Origin of the sequence: Cryptosporangium arvum DSM 44712 (assembly GCF_000585375.1) — a bacterium.
Lineage (GTDB): Bacteria > Actinomycetota > Actinomycetes > Mycobacteriales > Cryptosporangiaceae > Cryptosporangium > Cryptosporangium arvum.
The window spans coordinates 5,739,738-5,754,637 of the sequence record NZ_KK073874.1 but is presented as its reverse complement, the minus strand read 5'-3'; the positions used below and the strand labels follow the sequence as shown (position 1 = coordinate 5,754,637).

14 protein-coding genes and 2 pseudogenes are annotated in these 14,900 nt (G+C 73.5%); 4 read left to right on the top strand and 12 right to left on the bottom strand.

The features are described from left to right. Nucleotides 1–3 precede the first annotated feature (3 nt). Entirely contained in the window at nucleotides 4–696 is a 693-nt protein-coding gene (locus tag CRYAR_RS26300; RefSeq protein WP_035855888.1) for a hypothetical protein, read from the bottom strand. A gap of 23 nt (nucleotides 697–719) precedes the next feature. Next, entirely contained in the window at nucleotides 720–1,169 is a 450-nt protein-coding gene (locus CRYAR_RS26295; protein ID WP_051570975.1) for a response regulator transcription factor, read from the bottom strand. Nucleotides 1,170–1,334: 165 nt separating this feature from the next. Between CRYAR_RS26295 and CRYAR_RS26290 the strand changes: the two genes are divergently transcribed. Beyond that, nucleotides 1,335–2,903 (top strand): hybrid sensor histidine kinase/response regulator, encoded by a 1,569-nt coding sequence (locus CRYAR_RS26290; protein ID WP_157018065.1) that lies wholly within the window; start codon nucleotides 1,335–1,337, stop codon nucleotides 2,901–2,903. On the opposite strand, the gene CRYAR_RS26285 is transcribed toward CRYAR_RS26290, so the two are convergent. Then, entirely contained in the window at nucleotides 2,869–4,086 is a 1,218-nt protein-coding gene (locus tag CRYAR_RS26285) for a sensor histidine kinase (RefSeq protein ID WP_035855886.1), read from the bottom strand. The two genes, CRYAR_RS26290 and CRYAR_RS26285, sit on opposite strands and share 35 nt — an antisense overlap. Before the next feature lie 82 nt (nucleotides 4,087–4,168). Between CRYAR_RS26285 and CRYAR_RS26280 the strand changes: the two genes are divergently transcribed. Next, nucleotides 4,169–4,453, top strand: coding sequence for a hypothetical protein (locus CRYAR_RS26280; protein ID WP_211247642.1), 285 nt, complete (start codon nucleotides 4,169–4,171; stop codon nucleotides 4,451–4,453). Nucleotides 4,454–4,724: 271 nt separating this feature from the next. Here the strand turns inward: CRYAR_RS26280 and CRYAR_RS26275 are convergent, their stop codons facing one another. Together CRYAR_RS26275 and CRYAR_RS26270 are read right to left on the bottom strand one after the other, a co-directional pair. After that, entirely contained in the window at nucleotides 4,725–5,435 is a 711-nt protein-coding gene (locus CRYAR_RS26275; protein ID WP_035855884.1) for a class I SAM-dependent methyltransferase, read from the bottom strand. 54 nt (nucleotides 5,436–5,489) lie between these two features. Beyond that, nucleotides 5,490–6,050 carry a TetR/AcrR family transcriptional regulator gene (locus CRYAR_RS26270; protein ID WP_035855883.1) on the bottom strand — a complete coding sequence of 187 codons (561 nt, stop codon included), beginning with the start codon at nucleotides 6,048–6,050 and terminating at the stop codon, nucleotides 5,490–5,492. A 116-nt stretch (nucleotides 6,051–6,166) separates the two neighbouring features. On the opposite strand from CRYAR_RS26270, the gene CRYAR_RS26265 reads away from it, so the two are divergent. Both CRYAR_RS26265 and CRYAR_RS26260 read left to right on the top strand, forming a co-directional pair. Beyond that, complete coding sequence (locus CRYAR_RS26265; protein WP_035855880.1) at nucleotides 6,167–6,937, top strand: class I SAM-dependent methyltransferase; 771 nt, start codon at nucleotides 6,167–6,169, stop codon at nucleotides 6,935–6,937. A 47-nt stretch (nucleotides 6,938–6,984) separates the two neighbouring features. After that, nucleotides 6,985–8,472: an alpha/beta hydrolase gene (locus tag CRYAR_RS26260; protein ID WP_035855878.1), complete on the top strand. Its 1,488-nt coding sequence runs from the start codon at nucleotides 6,985–6,987 to the stop codon at nucleotides 8,470–8,472. A 10-nt stretch (nucleotides 8,473–8,482) separates the two neighbouring features. On the opposite strand, the gene CRYAR_RS26255 is transcribed toward CRYAR_RS26260, so the two are convergent. From CRYAR_RS26255 to CRYAR_RS26225, 7 genes and pseudogenes are all read right to left on the bottom strand, one after another. Next, nucleotides 8,483–8,725, bottom strand: coding sequence for a hypothetical protein (locus CRYAR_RS26255; RefSeq protein WP_035866467.1), 243 nt, complete (start codon nucleotides 8,723–8,725; stop codon nucleotides 8,483–8,485). A 108-nt stretch (nucleotides 8,726–8,833) separates the two neighbouring features. Then, entirely contained in the window at nucleotides 8,834–9,523 is a 690-nt protein-coding gene (locus CRYAR_RS50925) for an alpha/beta fold hydrolase (RefSeq protein WP_035866464.1), read from the bottom strand. Nucleotides 9,524–9,544: 21 nt separating this feature from the next. Next, nucleotides 9,545–11,149: pseudogene (locus CRYAR_RS26245) on the bottom strand (FAD-dependent monooxygenase); the annotation flags it as partial. Beyond that, nucleotides 11,142–12,448 (bottom strand): annotated as a pseudogene (locus CRYAR_RS26240) (NtaA/DmoA family FMN-dependent monooxygenase). The pseudogenes CRYAR_RS26245 and CRYAR_RS26240, both read right to left, overlap by 8 nt. Nucleotides 12,449–12,457: 9 nt before the next feature. Continuing rightward, entirely contained in the window at nucleotides 12,458–13,261 is an 804-nt protein-coding gene (locus CRYAR_RS26235) for an ABC transporter ATP-binding protein (protein WP_035855875.1), read from the bottom strand. After that, the gene (locus CRYAR_RS26230) at nucleotides 13,254–14,063 is read right to left on the bottom strand and encodes an ABC transporter ATP-binding protein (RefSeq protein ID WP_051570973.1); all 810 of its coding nucleotides are present in this window, start codon (nucleotides 14,061–14,063) and stop codon (nucleotides 13,254–13,256) included. The genes CRYAR_RS26235 and CRYAR_RS26230 overlap by 8 nt, the downstream gene beginning before the upstream one ends. Next, nucleotides 14,060–14,899 (bottom strand): ABC transporter permease, encoded by an 840-nt coding sequence (locus CRYAR_RS26225; protein WP_051570972.1) that lies wholly within the window; start codon nucleotides 14,897–14,899, stop codon nucleotides 14,060–14,062. Before CRYAR_RS26225 ends, CRYAR_RS26230 begins: the two co-directional genes overlap by 4 nt. Nucleotide 14,900 lies beyond the last annotated feature (1 nt).

Below are 14,900 nucleotides of genomic sequence, written 5' to 3'. Positions count from 1 at the left end.
ACGTCAGGGCTTCCGTAGCAGTTGCAACAGCGAACGGCGCAGGCCCCGCGGCATCCGTGCGGCGCGCCGCCGGGCCGGGTCGGCCTCGGACAGGCGCGCGGTCAGCGCCGGGCGCACCCACGGCCCGCCGGTCCGGAGCAGGCCACCGGCGACGTCCGCACCGTCGACGTCACGCGCGACCCGCCGGCGGTAGTCGGGCCCGAACCAGCACCAGGCCGGCGGCTCCGGCGGCAGGCCCAGCCAGTCGCCGTGCGGAGCGAGGTAGGGCTCGCCGGGCGAGGACGCCGGCCCCCAGAGCGTGCCCCGCTCCAGGGTCAGCCCTCGCTCGATCGACGCCGACACGTACGTCATACCGGGGTGTACGAGCGCGAGCGCGAACGCGTTCACGCGTTGGTCGTCGGCCGGGAGTTCGGCGTGGAGCGTGTGCACGGAGGTCGGCCCGCCCCGAGCGGTGAAGGAGGCGTGGTACACCGGGGGAGTTCCGGTCAGGAAGAACAGGTCGGTGGCTCGTCCGTGCGCGTCGACGAAGCCGTCGGCACCCCGTCCGCGCAGCGGCTCGGTATCGCCGTAGCGGCGGGGCATCGCCTCCGGCAGGTGCTCCGCGGCCGCCCGCAGCCACCGCTCGGCGATGTCCGGAGACCGGTCCCGGCGCTCGTACCAGCGCACGAGCACGGTATCGACCGTCCGCTGCGCCACCGGGTCAGCGTAGTACGCCTGGCCTAACCGAGGCCGGGGGCCAGGGAGAACGGGCGCACGGCGTGGTCGAGCATCGCGCGCACGTGCTCGGCCAGCATCGCGGGGCTCAGGGGCTTGGCGAGGAACCCGGTGGCGCCGGATTGGCGGCCCTGCGCGACGTTCGTGTCGGTGGGGGCGGCGCTGAGCAGCAGGACCGGCGTGGCCCGGGTGGCTTCGCTGCGGCGCAACAGCTGGCAGACGCGGAACCCGGACTCGCCGGGCATCACGATGTCGAGCACGATCACGTCGGGCCGCAGCTCGCTCGCGGCGGCCAGGCCTTCGCGGCCGTTCGTCGCGGTGGCGACGTCGAAGCCGGAACGCAGCAGGGCCCGCCGGAACATCATGAGGAGGTCGGGCTCGTCCTCGACCACGAGCACCAGCGACGTCGTCCGGTTCGCCCCGGCGGCGGTGACCGGTGCGGCGAGTGAGTTCACGGGAATCCTCCGGCGACTGATGTTCGGCGTACGGGGCACACATCGGCTCCCGGCCGCACCCGGAGAGGTGAAGTTCGGGTGCGGAACGGGAGCCGATTGCCCTCAGGTCGGGCGTCGGCGGGCCGAACTGGCGGACGTGAGCGCGCGCGGCGGAGGTGTACCGGCGTGTCCGTAGCGGCACCGGCGGAACGTTTCCGGTGGTTGCTGGACGCGACGGCGATGGCGATCGTCGGTGTCGACGACACCGGCCACATCATCATGACCAACCGGCAGGCCGATCGTCTGTTCGGCTATCCGCCCGACGCGCTCGTCGGCCACCCCATCGAAGTGCTGGTGCCCGAGGCCGTCGAACGGGCCCACATCGCGTACCGCAACCAGTACCTGCTCGACCCCCGGACCCGGCCGATGGGGCACGGGCTGAAGCTGAGCGCGCGGCGCCAGGACGGCAGCGAGTTCCCCGCGGAGATCTCGCTGGCCGCGTTGGAGACCGACGACGGCATCCTGGTCGCGGCGACCGTGCACGACATCACCGAGCGCGTCGCCGCCGAGCGCGACCGCGAGCGGATGCAGGCGGAGCTGGACCGCTCTCGGCGGCTGGAGAGTATCGGGCAGCTCGCGGCCGGCATCGCCCACGACTTCAACAACACGCTCGGAATCATGTTCGGCCAGGTCGAGGTCCTCCTCGACGACATGGACGAGTTGCCGTCGCTGGACACCGAGGACGCTCGCGACGAGCTGCGCGCCGGCCTGTCGCGCATCCAGGAGGCCGGGAAACGCGCGGCTCAGCTCACCCAGGGTCTGCTCGCCTTCGGCCAGCGGCAGGTGCTGCACGCCGAACCGGTCGAGCTGGACCAGATCGCCACCGAAGCGGCACGCATGCTCTCGCACAGCCTCGGCGGACGCGTCACGCTCACCACCGAGCTGAACACGACCGGCCGCCGGGTGCTGGCCGACCGCGGCAAGCTCGAGCAGGTGCTGTTCAACCTCGTCATCAACGCCCGGGACGCGATGCCGCAGGGCGGACGGATCACGGTCAGCACCGAGGCCGTTCCGCTGGCCGACGAGGACGCGCACAACGTCGGGCTGCCGCCCGGGCCGTACCTGTCGCTGCGGGTGCGCGACACCGGCACCGGCATCCCGGCGGAGATCGCCGAGCGGGTGTTCGAGCCGTTCTTCACGACCAAGTCCGAGGGGCAGGGCACCGGGCTCGGGCTGGCGACCGTGCACGGCACCGTGCAGCAGGCCGGCGGCACCGTGCTGCTGGACTCGCGGGTCGGCGAAGGCACGGTCTTCACGATCCTGCTGCCCGCCCTCAAGCCCCGCCCGGCTCCGCCGCCGCCGTCCCCGAACGCGCCGGAGGACCTGTCCGCGCGCCGGGCCGCCTACCGGATCCTCGTCCTCGACGACGAGGTCGAGCTGCGCGACCTCGCCGCTCAGCTGCTGCGTCGCAGCGGCTACCAGTCCCAGATCGCGACCTCCGGCGAGGACGCGGTCGAGCAGGCCCGCACCACCGACATCGACGTGCTGCTCACCGACGTCTCGATGCCGGGGATGTCCGGTCCGCAGACCGCCGACGCGGTCCGGGCGGTCCGGCCCTCGGTCCAGGTCGTCTACATGTCCGGGTACGCGCGGGCGCTGGCCACCGGTGAGGACGTGGTGTTCATCGAGAAGCCGATCACCAAGGCGGCCCTGCTCAAGCTCATCGACGGGGTCGTCGGGATCCGTCCGGCGTAGCCGCGGGGAGCACCAGTCCGGCGGTGGTCACCCCGCCGGACGAGGTCAGGTGCAGTTCGCCGCCGTGCGCGCCGACCAGTTGCCGCGCCAGCGCCAGGCCCAGGCCGACGCCGGGCACGGCCTGCTCGCGTGCGTAACGGCCCCGGTAGAAGCGGTCGAAGACGTACGGCAGTTCGTCCGGCGGCACGCCGACGCCGTCGTCGGTGACCGTGACGCCCGCGACCGGTCCGCCGGGTACGTCGACGGTGACGTGACCGCCGGGCGGGGTGAACAGCACGGCGTTGCGCACGAGCTGCTCGACGGCCCGCGTGAGCAGGGCGGCGTCGGCCTCCAGCGGCACCGGCTCGCCGTCGGTGAGCCGCAGCGTCACCCCGTGGGCCTCGGCCAGGCTCGCGCAGGCCCTGGTGGCGGCGTCCGCGATCGCGCCCAGGTCCATCGGCGCGAGCACGACGGGCAGCGCCGTCGCGTCCGACCGGGTACCGGCGATGAGGTGGTTGACCACCGCCACCAGGCGATCCCCGTTGCGCTGGATCGGCTCCATGAATTCGGCCGCGAGGCCCGGGTCGCCGCTGTCGGCGAGCAGCTCCAGATAGCCCTGGATGGACGTGACCGGGGTGCGGAGCTCGTGCGTGATCGACGCGACCAGGTCCTCCTCGCGCTGCTCGGCGCGCGCCAGTTCGTCGCCCAGGTCGGCCAGGCGCAGGCGGCTGCGGATCAGCGCGAGGTGCCCGGCGGCCTGGCCCGCGAGCGCGGTCAGCTGATCGAGGAGCCGGTCGGAGGGGTCCCGGGGGCGGTCGTCGACGACGCACAGCGCGCCGAGCGCAAAACCGTCCTCGTCGACGATCGGCGCGCCCGCGTAGAAGCGGATGCGCGGGCCCTCGCGCACGTTCGGGTAGGCGCTGAACCGGTGGTCGAGCCGGGCGTCCGGGACGACGAGCAGCTGCTTGTCCGTCAGCGTGTGGACGCAGAACGACACCGACAGCGGGGTCTGGCGGTCGGCCAGGCCGGTGCTGCCGGCGAACCACTGCCGGTCCCGGTCGATCAGCGACACCGCGGACAGCGGGGTCTCGAAGAGGACCGCGGCCAGCCCGGTCAGCGCGTCGAGCGTCGCCGGGCGGGGCCGGTCGAGTACCTGGTAGCTACGCAAGGCCGCGAGACGAGCCTCTTCGGCGTCCGAGTCCATGACAGTTGATTCTTTCCGCCTCCGGGGGCACGAAAGGGTGCTGGTCAGGTACAAATCGGGTGTAATTGGGTACGAGTGGCCGGTGGAGCACACCGAGGACGGGCACTACGTCGTCATCTCCGGCCGGCGGTGGCGGGCCACCGACCCGGCCATCCCCGAGGACGTCGCCGCGGAGCTGCGGCGCGCGCTGATGGCCGCGCGGCGCGAGGTGGGGGTGCTGCTGCGCGCCGAGAAGGACCCGGCGCCGGCGCGGGCCCGCGTGCAGCGGGCGAAGGTGGCGCTCGGCGAGCGGGGCGTGCCCTGGTGGGAGCAGACGCCCGAGGAGCGTCGCCGCCGGTGGGAGACCGGACTGGCCGATCTCACGTAACTGTCGGACCCCGGCGCTACGGTTCCGGCATCGAGTACCAGGTGCGCGATTCCGTCGCCGATCACGAGGCTGCACGGTGCGGCGTTCGGCCACCACCGGGCGAGCCGTGGAACGCCCGGCTCGCCCGGCACAGCCTGCTGTGGGTGTCACGGCCCGCCGCGGCGGCGAGCTGGTCGGCTTCGTCAACGTCAACGTCAACGTCAACGTCATCGGCGACGGCGGTATCCGGGAGCCCTCCGCCGCCTGCGCGGAGACGCGTGACCGGGGCGGCTCAGGGTTTGCGGGCGAGCACCAGCAGGCACCGCGGGCTGCCGGGACGGTATTCGCCGGCCGCGGTGAGCTCGACCGACGTCGGGGTGAAACCGGCGGCCGACAGGTCGGCGCGGACGGCCGGCAGGGCGCTGGTGCGGTAGTACATGACGAACGGCGGGCGCCACACCGCGTTGCGCACACGCATCGTCAGGTCGAACCCGCGGGTGAACCAGTACCAGCCCGACGCGACCGGTGGCGGCGCCTCGATCGGGAACGCGAACAGGCCGCCCGGGCGCAGCGCGCGGAACACCCCCGCGAACAGCGCGGGCCGGTCGGCGGGCAGGAAGTGCCCGAGGGCGCCGAAGCTGACCGCGAGGTCGAACGCCCCGGCGAACGGCAGCGCGCGGGCGTCGGCGCGGACCCAGGTGGCGCCCGGGTGCGCTTCCCGTGCCCGCGCGAGCATGCCCGCGCTGAAGTCGACGCCGGTGGCGCGCCCGGGGCAGAGCGTCTCCACGACGGTGAGCCCGGCGCCGGTCCCGCAGCACACGTCGAGACCGTCGGTGAACGGGCCGTGCCCGGCCAGCGCGTCGGCGGTCGCGTCGAGCACGATCGCCGGCGTGCGGAACGGCGTGTGGTCGAACTTCGGGGCGAGCAGGTCGTAACCACGTTCGACTGAGGACAGTGCCTGCACGGTCAGTTCACCCAGCGTCGGCCCTTGGCGCGTGAACACCTTTCGATCGTAGGCCAGGCACGGTGGTCGGGCGCGGTGGTGAGGCGCGGATCGTCAGGCTCGGGCGCGGAGGAGGCCGTCGACGCCGCGGAGGAAGGTTTCGCAGATCAACGCCGGGTCGAACAGGCAGCCCGCGGCCATCGCGCCGTCGCGCAGCATGACGAAGTGCTGCGCGGCGGGCTCGGCGGGGAGGTCCGCCGTGCGCGCGAACAGGCCGGTGACCGTGTCGAGGAACCACTGCCGGTGGGCGAGCACCACCTGGTGGACCGGGTGTTCGACGTCGGGGTACTCGGCGACCGCGTTGAGGAACGCGCACCCGCGGAAGCCGGGGGACCGGATGTCGTCGGCGATGGCCCGGGCCAGGGTCCGGAGCGTGTCGGCGGCCGGCCGGTCCTCCGCGAGCAGCTCGCCGGCCTTCGCGCGGATGGCCCGGTCGACCTCGGTGAGGTAGGCGACGACGAGGTCTTCCTTGCCGGGGAAGTGCCGGTAGAGCGTGGCCCGGGTGACCTGCGCCTCGCTGACGATGCGGTCGACGCCGACCGAATGGATACCGTCGGCGTAGAAGATCCGGGTCGCGGTGGCGAGCAGCCGAGCCCGGGCTTCCGAGGTCTTCACGGCTCACAGCGTACTAGATAGAACGTTCGGTCTTGAAGGCGATCGGGCCGATTCGCCCGGCACGATGTTCCGCGGTACCCGCCCCGGCGGCCGACCTACTACGACGGGACGTGACGATGACCCTGGGCCTGGTGTTCGACGAGGTGGCGGAGCTCTACGACCGGATCCGGCCGGGCTACCCCGACCAGGCCTTCGCCGACCTGGGCTCGCTCACCGGGGTCGGGAGCGGGTCGTCCGTGCTCGAAATCGGGTGCGGCACGGGCCAGGCGACCCGGTCGCTGGCCGGGCTCGGGTACACGGTCACGGCGCTGGAGCCGGGCCACGCGCTGGCCGCGCGGGCGCGTCGCCGGTTGGTTCGGTACCCCGCGGTCGACGTCGTGCCGACGACGTTCGAGCGGTGGGACGATCGGGGCCTGCGGTTCGATCTGCTGGTGGCCGCGTCGTCGTGGCACTGGGTGGATCCCGTGGTCGGCTGGCCGCGGGCGCACGACGTGCTCCGGCCGGGCGGCTGGATGGCGCTGCTCGGGCACGTCGTGGTGCGGCGGCCGGAGGAGCCGGAGATGTACGCCGCCACCGCCGACCTGCACGAGCGGTTCGCGCCGGGGAACCCCGGCTGGGGCAACCCGCCGGCGGAGGACGAGGCCCGCGCCGCGGCGGACGTCGAGTGGCCGGGGTTCGGCCCGGTGACCACACGCTGGTACCCGACCGTCCAGGAACTCGACGGGGCGGGCCTCGCCGACCTGCTCCGCACGACGTCGCTCTACCGGCGGCTCGAGCCCGGCGTCCGCGAACCCCTCCTCGACGCGATCGCCGAGCGCGTCCGCACGGATCTGGACGACCGCGTCGTCCGCCGCTACCTGAGCGTGCTGCGTCTGGCGCCGCGCTGAGGTAGACCGGGCCGTGGCTGTTTTGACCGGCCCGTACATTGCGGTGCGTGGTGAAATCGCGCGTCGCCCTCGCCGTCGGTCTCGTCGCGGTGGTGATCGCCGGCGTCGTGTGGGGGCCGGGCCTCGTGATCCGGCTGGCGATCAGCGGGAGCCACCCGTTCGCGCTGGACCGCTACTACCGCCAGGACGTGACCTGGCACGGCTGCCGGGCGGGGGCGGACGATCCCACCGGCCGGTCGCTCGACGACGCCGGCGCCCGCTGCACGGAGATCACCGTGCCGGTGGACTACGACGAGCCCGCGGGGCGCACGCTCACGCTGGCCGTCGCCCGCCGCCTCGGCACCGACACCGACCACCACCTGGGAACGCTCGTCGTCCACACCGGAAACCCCGGCGGGTCACGCGACGGCGTCCTGGCCGTGCTGCAGGGGCTGCGGCCGGACATGGTGCACGGCTCGCCGGACGTCGCGGCCCGCTACGACCTGGTGGGCGTCGACTCGCGGTTCACCGGCCGCAGCACGCGGCTCGGGTGCGGCTGGCCGGGCGGGCGCGGCGCGGTGCGTGCCGCCCCCGACCGGCGCGCGTTCGACGCGAGCGTCGCCGCCGCGAAAGACCTGGCCGCGCGGTGCGCGAAGGCCGACGACCTGCTGCCGCACGCGTCGACACGCACGCTCGCCCGTGATCTGGACGTCGTGCGCAGCGCCCTCACCACCGAGCGCGTCTCCTACCTCGGCTGGTCGTCCGGCGGGTATCTGGGCGCCGTCTACGCGCAGCTGTTCCCGACGCACGTGCGGCGCGTGGTGCTCGACAGCACCCCGGTGTCCCCGCCGATCGGCGGCGCGGCGGACGAGGCCGTGCTGGCGCACTGGGCCGGCTGGGCCGCGGAGCGCGACGCGACCGCCGGCCTCGGTGCGAGCCCGGACCAGGTGCTCGCCACCGTGGAGCGGATCCGGCGGCGCGCGGCCGGTGCCGGGATCGCGGTGGCCGGGCGCCGCGTCGACGCGGCGACCCTGCCCGGCCTGCTGCGCCCTTCCGCCGACACCGAGGCGGCGTACGCGCGGTTCAGCGCCGTGGTGCGGGCGCTCGACGGACGCTCGGGGCCAGTCGAACCGGTTCCCGGCCCGACCGACGGGGAGACCGCGACCCGGTGCGCGGACCGGCCGGCGGTCCGCGACCCGGAGTCCTACTTCCGGGACGTCCAGGCCCACCGACGCGACGAGCCGCTCTTCGGACCGCTCGCGCGCAACGTCACGCCGTGCGCGTTCTGGCCGGTCGAACCGACCGATCGGCCGGTGGAGATCACCAGCGACGTCCCCGCGCTGCTGATCGGAGCCGACGGTGACCCGGTCGCACCGCCCGCGAGCCGGCGCGCCCTGCACGCGGGCCTCTCGCGGTCGGTCGAGGTGACCCTGCGCGGCGCGTTCCGCCACCGCGTCTACCTCTACGACGGCAACACGTGCGTCGACCGGCTCGTCGACGACTACCTGCTGAACAAGACGCTTCCCCCGGCCGACCGGGACTGCACCCGCGGCTGAGGCGCGCGGGTCACGCGGCGAGCGCGACCGGCTCGGCGAGAACCCCGAGCGCCCACCGCATGCGCGGGGCGGCCACCTCGGGGCAGTCACCGTAGGCGGTGGCGAGCGCGGCCACGCAGCCGCGGGTGCCGCCGCACGTGCGCACGGAGGCCGCGATGGCGGCGCGCACGGCGGCGTGACCGGGCCGGGAGCCGGTGGGGAGGTCGCTGGCGAACAGGGCGGCGGCGCGGGCGGAGAGGAGCTGGCTTCGCATCTCGATCAACTCCGGGATCGTGGTGGGCGCTGCCGATCCAGGATGGACCCGTTACCGCCCGGCCGCCTCCGGGGAAACTCCCGATTCCTCCTCGGGGTCAGCCCGGAGTCACCACGCGCTCGACTCGATGCCGACGAACGGCACCAGCGGATCGGAACTGCGCAGTGCCTCCAGGAACGTGACGATCTCCGCCGCCACCGACCGGTGCTGGAGGTCGTTGAGGACGTCGTGGTGGCCCTCGCGCACCACCGCGAGCCGTGCCCTGGGCAGAGCCTTGGCGACCCGGGTGAGCGCGGCCCGGTCGGCGTACGGGTCGGCGTCACCGACGAGCAGCAGGTGGGGGAGGTCGGCCGTGCTGCCGTAGGCGGCGTCGAGCAGCGCGCTGTCGACCTCGGTGCTCAGCGCTCCGGGCGTCGGCTCGGCGTTGAGCACCCCGCGGTGGGTGGGACAGTGCGTCCGGGTGTCGAGTTCGTCGTCCCAGTCCTGCGCGGTCCGGGCTCCGTACCCGGGTAGGCCGGCCAGGACGACCGCGTCGGCGGCGGCGTCGTCGCCGGCCACCAGGGCGCCCACCGACGCCGCTCCGGTGTCCGCGCCGATCAGCACGAGCGGGCGCACCAGGTCGGGGTCGGCGGCGGCGCCGGCGACCTCGTCGACGTGCGTCAGGACACGCACGTGGTAGGCGTCGGCGGCCAGGCGGGCGCCGAGGCGGGCGTAGGTGCGCGGGTTCTCGCCCCGGCCGGGGACGACGAGCACCGTGCCGCGGGTGTTCAGGCCCGGCGGGGGGAAGTGGTCGGTCATGTGTGGGCTCCTGTCGAGGATCCGGTCGAGCACGGCGGGGGCGCCGCCGGCGGGAAGGGCGTCGCCGCGCCAGGCGACGTGCTGGTCGGGGCGGACGAGCACGTTGTCGGCGCCGTACCGGTCGCGCACCCCGTCGAGGTGGACGACGGTGAACGGGACGGCGTCGCCGACCGCGTCCACGAAGGCCTTCTCGACGCTGCGGTCGGGCGTGAGCACGAGTAGCGCGAAGCTGCCGCCGATGCGGTCGTAGAGCGTGGTGCCGTAGGGGTCGACGACACCGTCGGGGGCGCGGTGGCCCGGCCGGGGGTCGTCCTCGTAGACGTCGGGACGCCACGGTGCGCCCAGCCGGTCGCCCGGCCAGATCACGGGCGAGGTGTCGTAGCGCTCGTCGAACGTGACCCCGGCGGCGTCGACGCGATCCTGTCCCAGGCGGCGGGTGATCTCGGCGCGCTTCCGCTGGGCGGAGAGGCTCAGGTCCGCGTCGTCCGGCACGCCGATCGCGCGGACGTCCGCCAGCGCGGCTCTCGACCGCCGGGCACGGGCCAGCGCGAAATCGGCGACCCGCCGGTTGTGGGGCCGTCGCTCCTGGTCGTAGGAGTCGAGCAGGGTGTCGGGGGCGGACCCGGCGAGCACGGCGGCGAGCTTCCAGCCGAGGTTCACCACGTCGCCGAAGCCCTCGCCGAGGTTGCCGCCCGGCGTGCGGACGTGCGCGGCGTCGCCGGCCAGCAGCACCCGGCCGGAGCGGAACGTGCGGGCGATCCGGGTGGCCTCGTAGAACGTCGTCGCCGACGCGATCTCGAGGTCGAGATCGAAGCCGAACGCGGCGCGTGCGGTCTCGAGCAGTTCCGCCTCGGACGGTTCGGAATCGAGCGGGAACGGCCCGGCGTAGACCCGCCATTCGCGGGTGCTGACCGCGGCGAGGAAGCCGGACGCCTTCTGGTTGACCACGATGTTCGTGCCGCTGGGCGCCGGCCCGACCCGGTCGGAGATGTCGCCGGTGCGCACGATCAGCCGGTAGCGCTTCTCGGTCGCGCGCTCGCCGTCGCGGGGAATGCCGGCCAGGCGGCGCACCGTGCTGCTGCCCCCGTCGGCGCCGAGCACGTACTTCGCCCGGACGGTCCGGCCGGAGACCTCGGCCTCGACGCCGTCGGGGGTCGAGGTCAGCGCGGTCAGCTCCCAGCCACCGGAGACGGGGACGCCCCGGGCCGCGAGATGGTCGAGGAACACCTTCTGCAGCGCGGACTGCGGGCGCCGCAACGCCTCCTCCGACGACGTCTGCCGAGCGCCGGACGACGCCGGAGCCGGAGCCGGCCCCAGCTCGTGGCCGACCAGGGCGGTGACGAGCCGGATCCCGCGGTTCCACTCGGGCGGGAACGTCCACTCGTCGCGGATGCGCTGCAGCACACCCCAGCGCCGGAAGTGCTCGACGACCCGGGGCGTGTGGCCCATCGCGCCGGCCCGGATCAGCGTGGCCTCGCGCGCCCGGTCCACGACGGCCACGCCGACGCCCCGCGCGGACAGCTCGATCGCCGCGGAGAGCCCGACCGGCCCGGCCCCGACGATCAGGACGTCGACAGCGGCCGGGGGAGCGACCGACGGAAACGGGACGACGTGGACCTCACGCATGGCGGTTCGCCGGGATCGGCAGGCCGAGGTGCCCGCGGAGCGTCTCGGCCCGGTACTCGGTGCGGAACAGGCCGCGTTTCTGCAGCAGCGGCACGACCCCCTCGACGAACGCCGTCAGCTCCTCCTCGGTGCGGAACGCGAGGTTGATGCCGTCGAACGTGCCGGCCGCGAACCACCGCTCGATGGTGTCGGTGACGGTCTCCGGCGCGCCCACGAACGGCGACTGCCGGAATTCGTTCGCGCTCTCGACGACCTGGCGCAGCGTGAGGTTCTCGCGGCGGGCCCGCTCGATGATCTTCGTCGCCCCGGTGCGCCCGCCGCGCTCGGCCAGGTGCGCGACGTCGGGGAACGGCCCGTCCGGGTCGTAGACGCTGAAGTCGTGCGCGCCGAACCCCCGCCCCAGTAGTGCCAGGTTCTGCGTGAAGCTGTTGTCCTCGGCGAAGATCTCCCGTTCGCGTTCCCGCGCCGCCGCGTCGGTGGACGCCACGATCGGGCTGCCGTGGATGAAGATCTTGAGGTGGTCGGGGTCGCGTCCGGCCGCGGCCGTGCGGCGCTTGACGTCGGCGTAGTACTCGTGGGCCTGCTCCAGTGAGCTGCCCGGCGCGTAGATGCCCTCGGCGACCCGCGCGGCCAGGTCGCGCCCCTCCTCCGAGACCCCGGCCTGGAAGATCACCGGCTGCCCCTGCGGCGACCGCGACAGGTTCAGCGGCCCGTCGACCCGGAAGTGCTCGCCGACGTGGTTCAGCGCGTGCAGCTTGGACGGGTCCAGGAACACGTCCCGCGACACGTCGGCCGGGAACGCGTCGTCCTCGTAGGAGTCCCAGAGCCCGCGGACGACCTGCACGGCCTCGAGCGCCCGGCCGTACCGGGTGGCGTAGTCGAGGTGTTCCTCCAGCCCGTAGTTGCGTGACGTCCCGGTGTCGAAACTGGTCACGACGTTCCAGCCGGCCCGCCCGCCGCTGATGTGGTCGAGCGAGCCGAACCGCCGGGCGAGGTTGAACGGCGAGTTGTAGGTCGAGCTCGCCGGCCGACCAGGCCGATCCGCGACGTGTGCACCGCGACCGCGGAGAGCAGGGTCAGCGGCTCGAGCCGGTTGAGGTAGTGCGACGGGTACGTGCTGGTGATGAACTGGCTGTCGACGATGAACAGCGCGTCGAACAGGGCGTCCTCGGCGAGCTGGGCCTGCCGGATGTAGTACTGGATGTCGATGCTGGCGTTCTTGGCGACCCGCGGGTCTTTCCACAGGCCGTGCTGGCCGGGCCCGCCGACCCCGTAGGGGTGGAGCGCGAGGTGGATCATGGTTCCCTCTCAGACGGAGAGAAGCGCGCGGAGCTCTTCTCGTTCGGTGCGGTCGGAGGACGCGGACCTCAGCGTCGGCACGGAGCTGACGAGCAACCGGCTGTACGCGTGCGACGGCGCGGTGATCAGGTCGCGCGTCGGGCGGTCCTCGACCAGTTCGCCCTGGTAGATCACGCCGATGCGGTCGGCGATCCCGGCCACCGACCCCAGGTCGTGGGAGATGAAGACCAGCGCGGCCTCCAACGACTTGAGGATCTCGAGCACGAGCACGCGGTTCGCCGAGTCCAGCGCGCTGACCGGCTCGTCGAGGATGACCAGCGCGGGGTCGGTGATCAGCGCGCGGGCCACCGCCACCCGCTGGCGCTGCCCGCCCGAGATCGCGCTGGGCAGCCGGTCGAGCAGCTCCGCGGAGAGCTTCACCCGCTCCAGCAGCGCGGCGGCCCCGGCCAGCGCCTCGGCCCGCGGCACGCCCCGCACCAGCAGCGGCTCGATCAGCGAGTCGGCGATCGTCAGGTCCGGGTCGAGGCTGCGCAGCGGGTCCTGGAAGACGTACTGGACGACGCCCCGGCGGCGGAACGCCCGCCACTTGCGCGTCGAGAAGCGGGTGACGTCGGAGCCGTCGACCGAGATGCTCCCCGCCGACGCCGGCACCAGGCCGAGCACCGCGCGGGCCAGCGTCGACTTGCCCGACCCCGTCTCACCGATGATGCCGACGGTCTCGCCCGGACGCACGTCCAGCGAGACGCCGTGCAGCACCTGGTGCCGGCCGTAGGAGACGGAGAGGTCCGCGACCTTCAGGATCGGCTCAGACATCGACGGCCTCCAGGTACTTGTCCAGGCCGTACTGCTCGTGTTCGGAGATCAGCAGGCGGGTGTACTCGTGCCGCGGGTCGTGCAGCACGTCGGCGGTCGTTCCGCGCTCGACGACCTCGCCGTCGCGCAGCACGAGCACCTCGTCGCACAGCTGGGCGATCACGGCCAGGTCGTGGGACACCACGAGCAGCGCCAGGCCGGTGCGTTCACGCAGGTCGGCCAGCAGGTCGAGGATCTCGGCCTGCACGATGACGTCGAGCGCGGTGGTGGCCTCGTCGGCGATGAGCACGGCCGGGTCGGCCGCGATCGCCGCGGCGATCAGCACCCGCTGGAGCATGCCGCCGGACAACTCGTAGGGGTACTGCTCGAAGACCAGCGCGGGGTTGCGCAGGTGGACGGCGTCGAGCAACTCCACGGCGCGACGCCGGGCGTCCCGCCGCGACGCCCGCTTCTTGACCCGGACCACCTCGGCGATCTGCGCTCCGACCTTCATCGACGGGTTGAGATAGGACGCCGGGTCCTGGAACACCGCGCTGATCGTCGAACCACGCAGACCTGTCCACTCGGCGTCCGACAACCCGGCGATGTCCCGTCCGCCGATCTCGATCGACCCCGCGGAGACGACGAAGTGTTCGGGCAGGATGCCCAGCGCCGCCCGGCACGTCAGCGTCTTGCCGCTGCCGGACTCGCCGACGATGCCGACGACCCGGCCGGGCGTGAGCTCGAACGAGACGCCCCGGACGATCTCGCGGTCTCCGACCAGGTCGCGGATGTGCAGGTCACGTACGGCGAGAGCGGTCATCGGGCGGCCACCTTCCGAGCGTCGATCAGGGCCCGCCCGGCCGCGCCGGAGACGTCGCGGATGGCGTCGGCCAGGAGGTTGGACGCCCAGACCGTCGCCATGATCAGCAGCGCGGGCGCGAGCGGCGCGAACGGCCGGTAGTGCAGGTAGTTCAGGTCCGAGGCCAGCAGCCCGCCCCAGGTCGGCGCGGGTGGCTGCACGCCGATGCCGAGGAACGTCAGGCTGGAGACGATGATGAACCCGACGCCGATCGTCTGCGCGAGCGCGACCGCGATCGGCGGGAGCACCTTGGCCCAGACGTGGCGGCGGATGATCCACCCGATCGAGGCGCCGGAGATCCGGGCCGCCTCCACGTACTGGGAGTGCGCGACGGCGAGGGTCGCCGCGCGCGTCACCCGGTAGAACAGCGGGGACACCAGCACGCCGGTGACCAGCATGGCCTGGGTGAGCCCGTTGCCCAGCAGCGCCGTGACCGCGACCGCGAACACCAGGAACGGCAACGCGACGAGCGTGTCGACCAGGCGCAGCGTCGTCCACTCGAACACCCGCCCGAGCAGCACCGAGAGCAGGCCGGGGACCACCCCGACGACGAGCGCCACCAGCGCGACGAGCACCGAACCGAGGACGCTGTCGCGGGAACCGACGAGCAGCCGGCTGAACACGTCCCGGCCGAGGTAGTCGGTACCGAGCCAGTGCGCACCGGAGACGCCCTGGAGCGGCTTCGCGGTCGGGACGTCGGGGGCGACCCACGGTCCGAGGATCGCCAGCAGCGCCACCACGAGCAGGATGCCGACGGCCAGCCGGCCGGCCCGGAGCGTGAGGATTCGTCGGAGCATC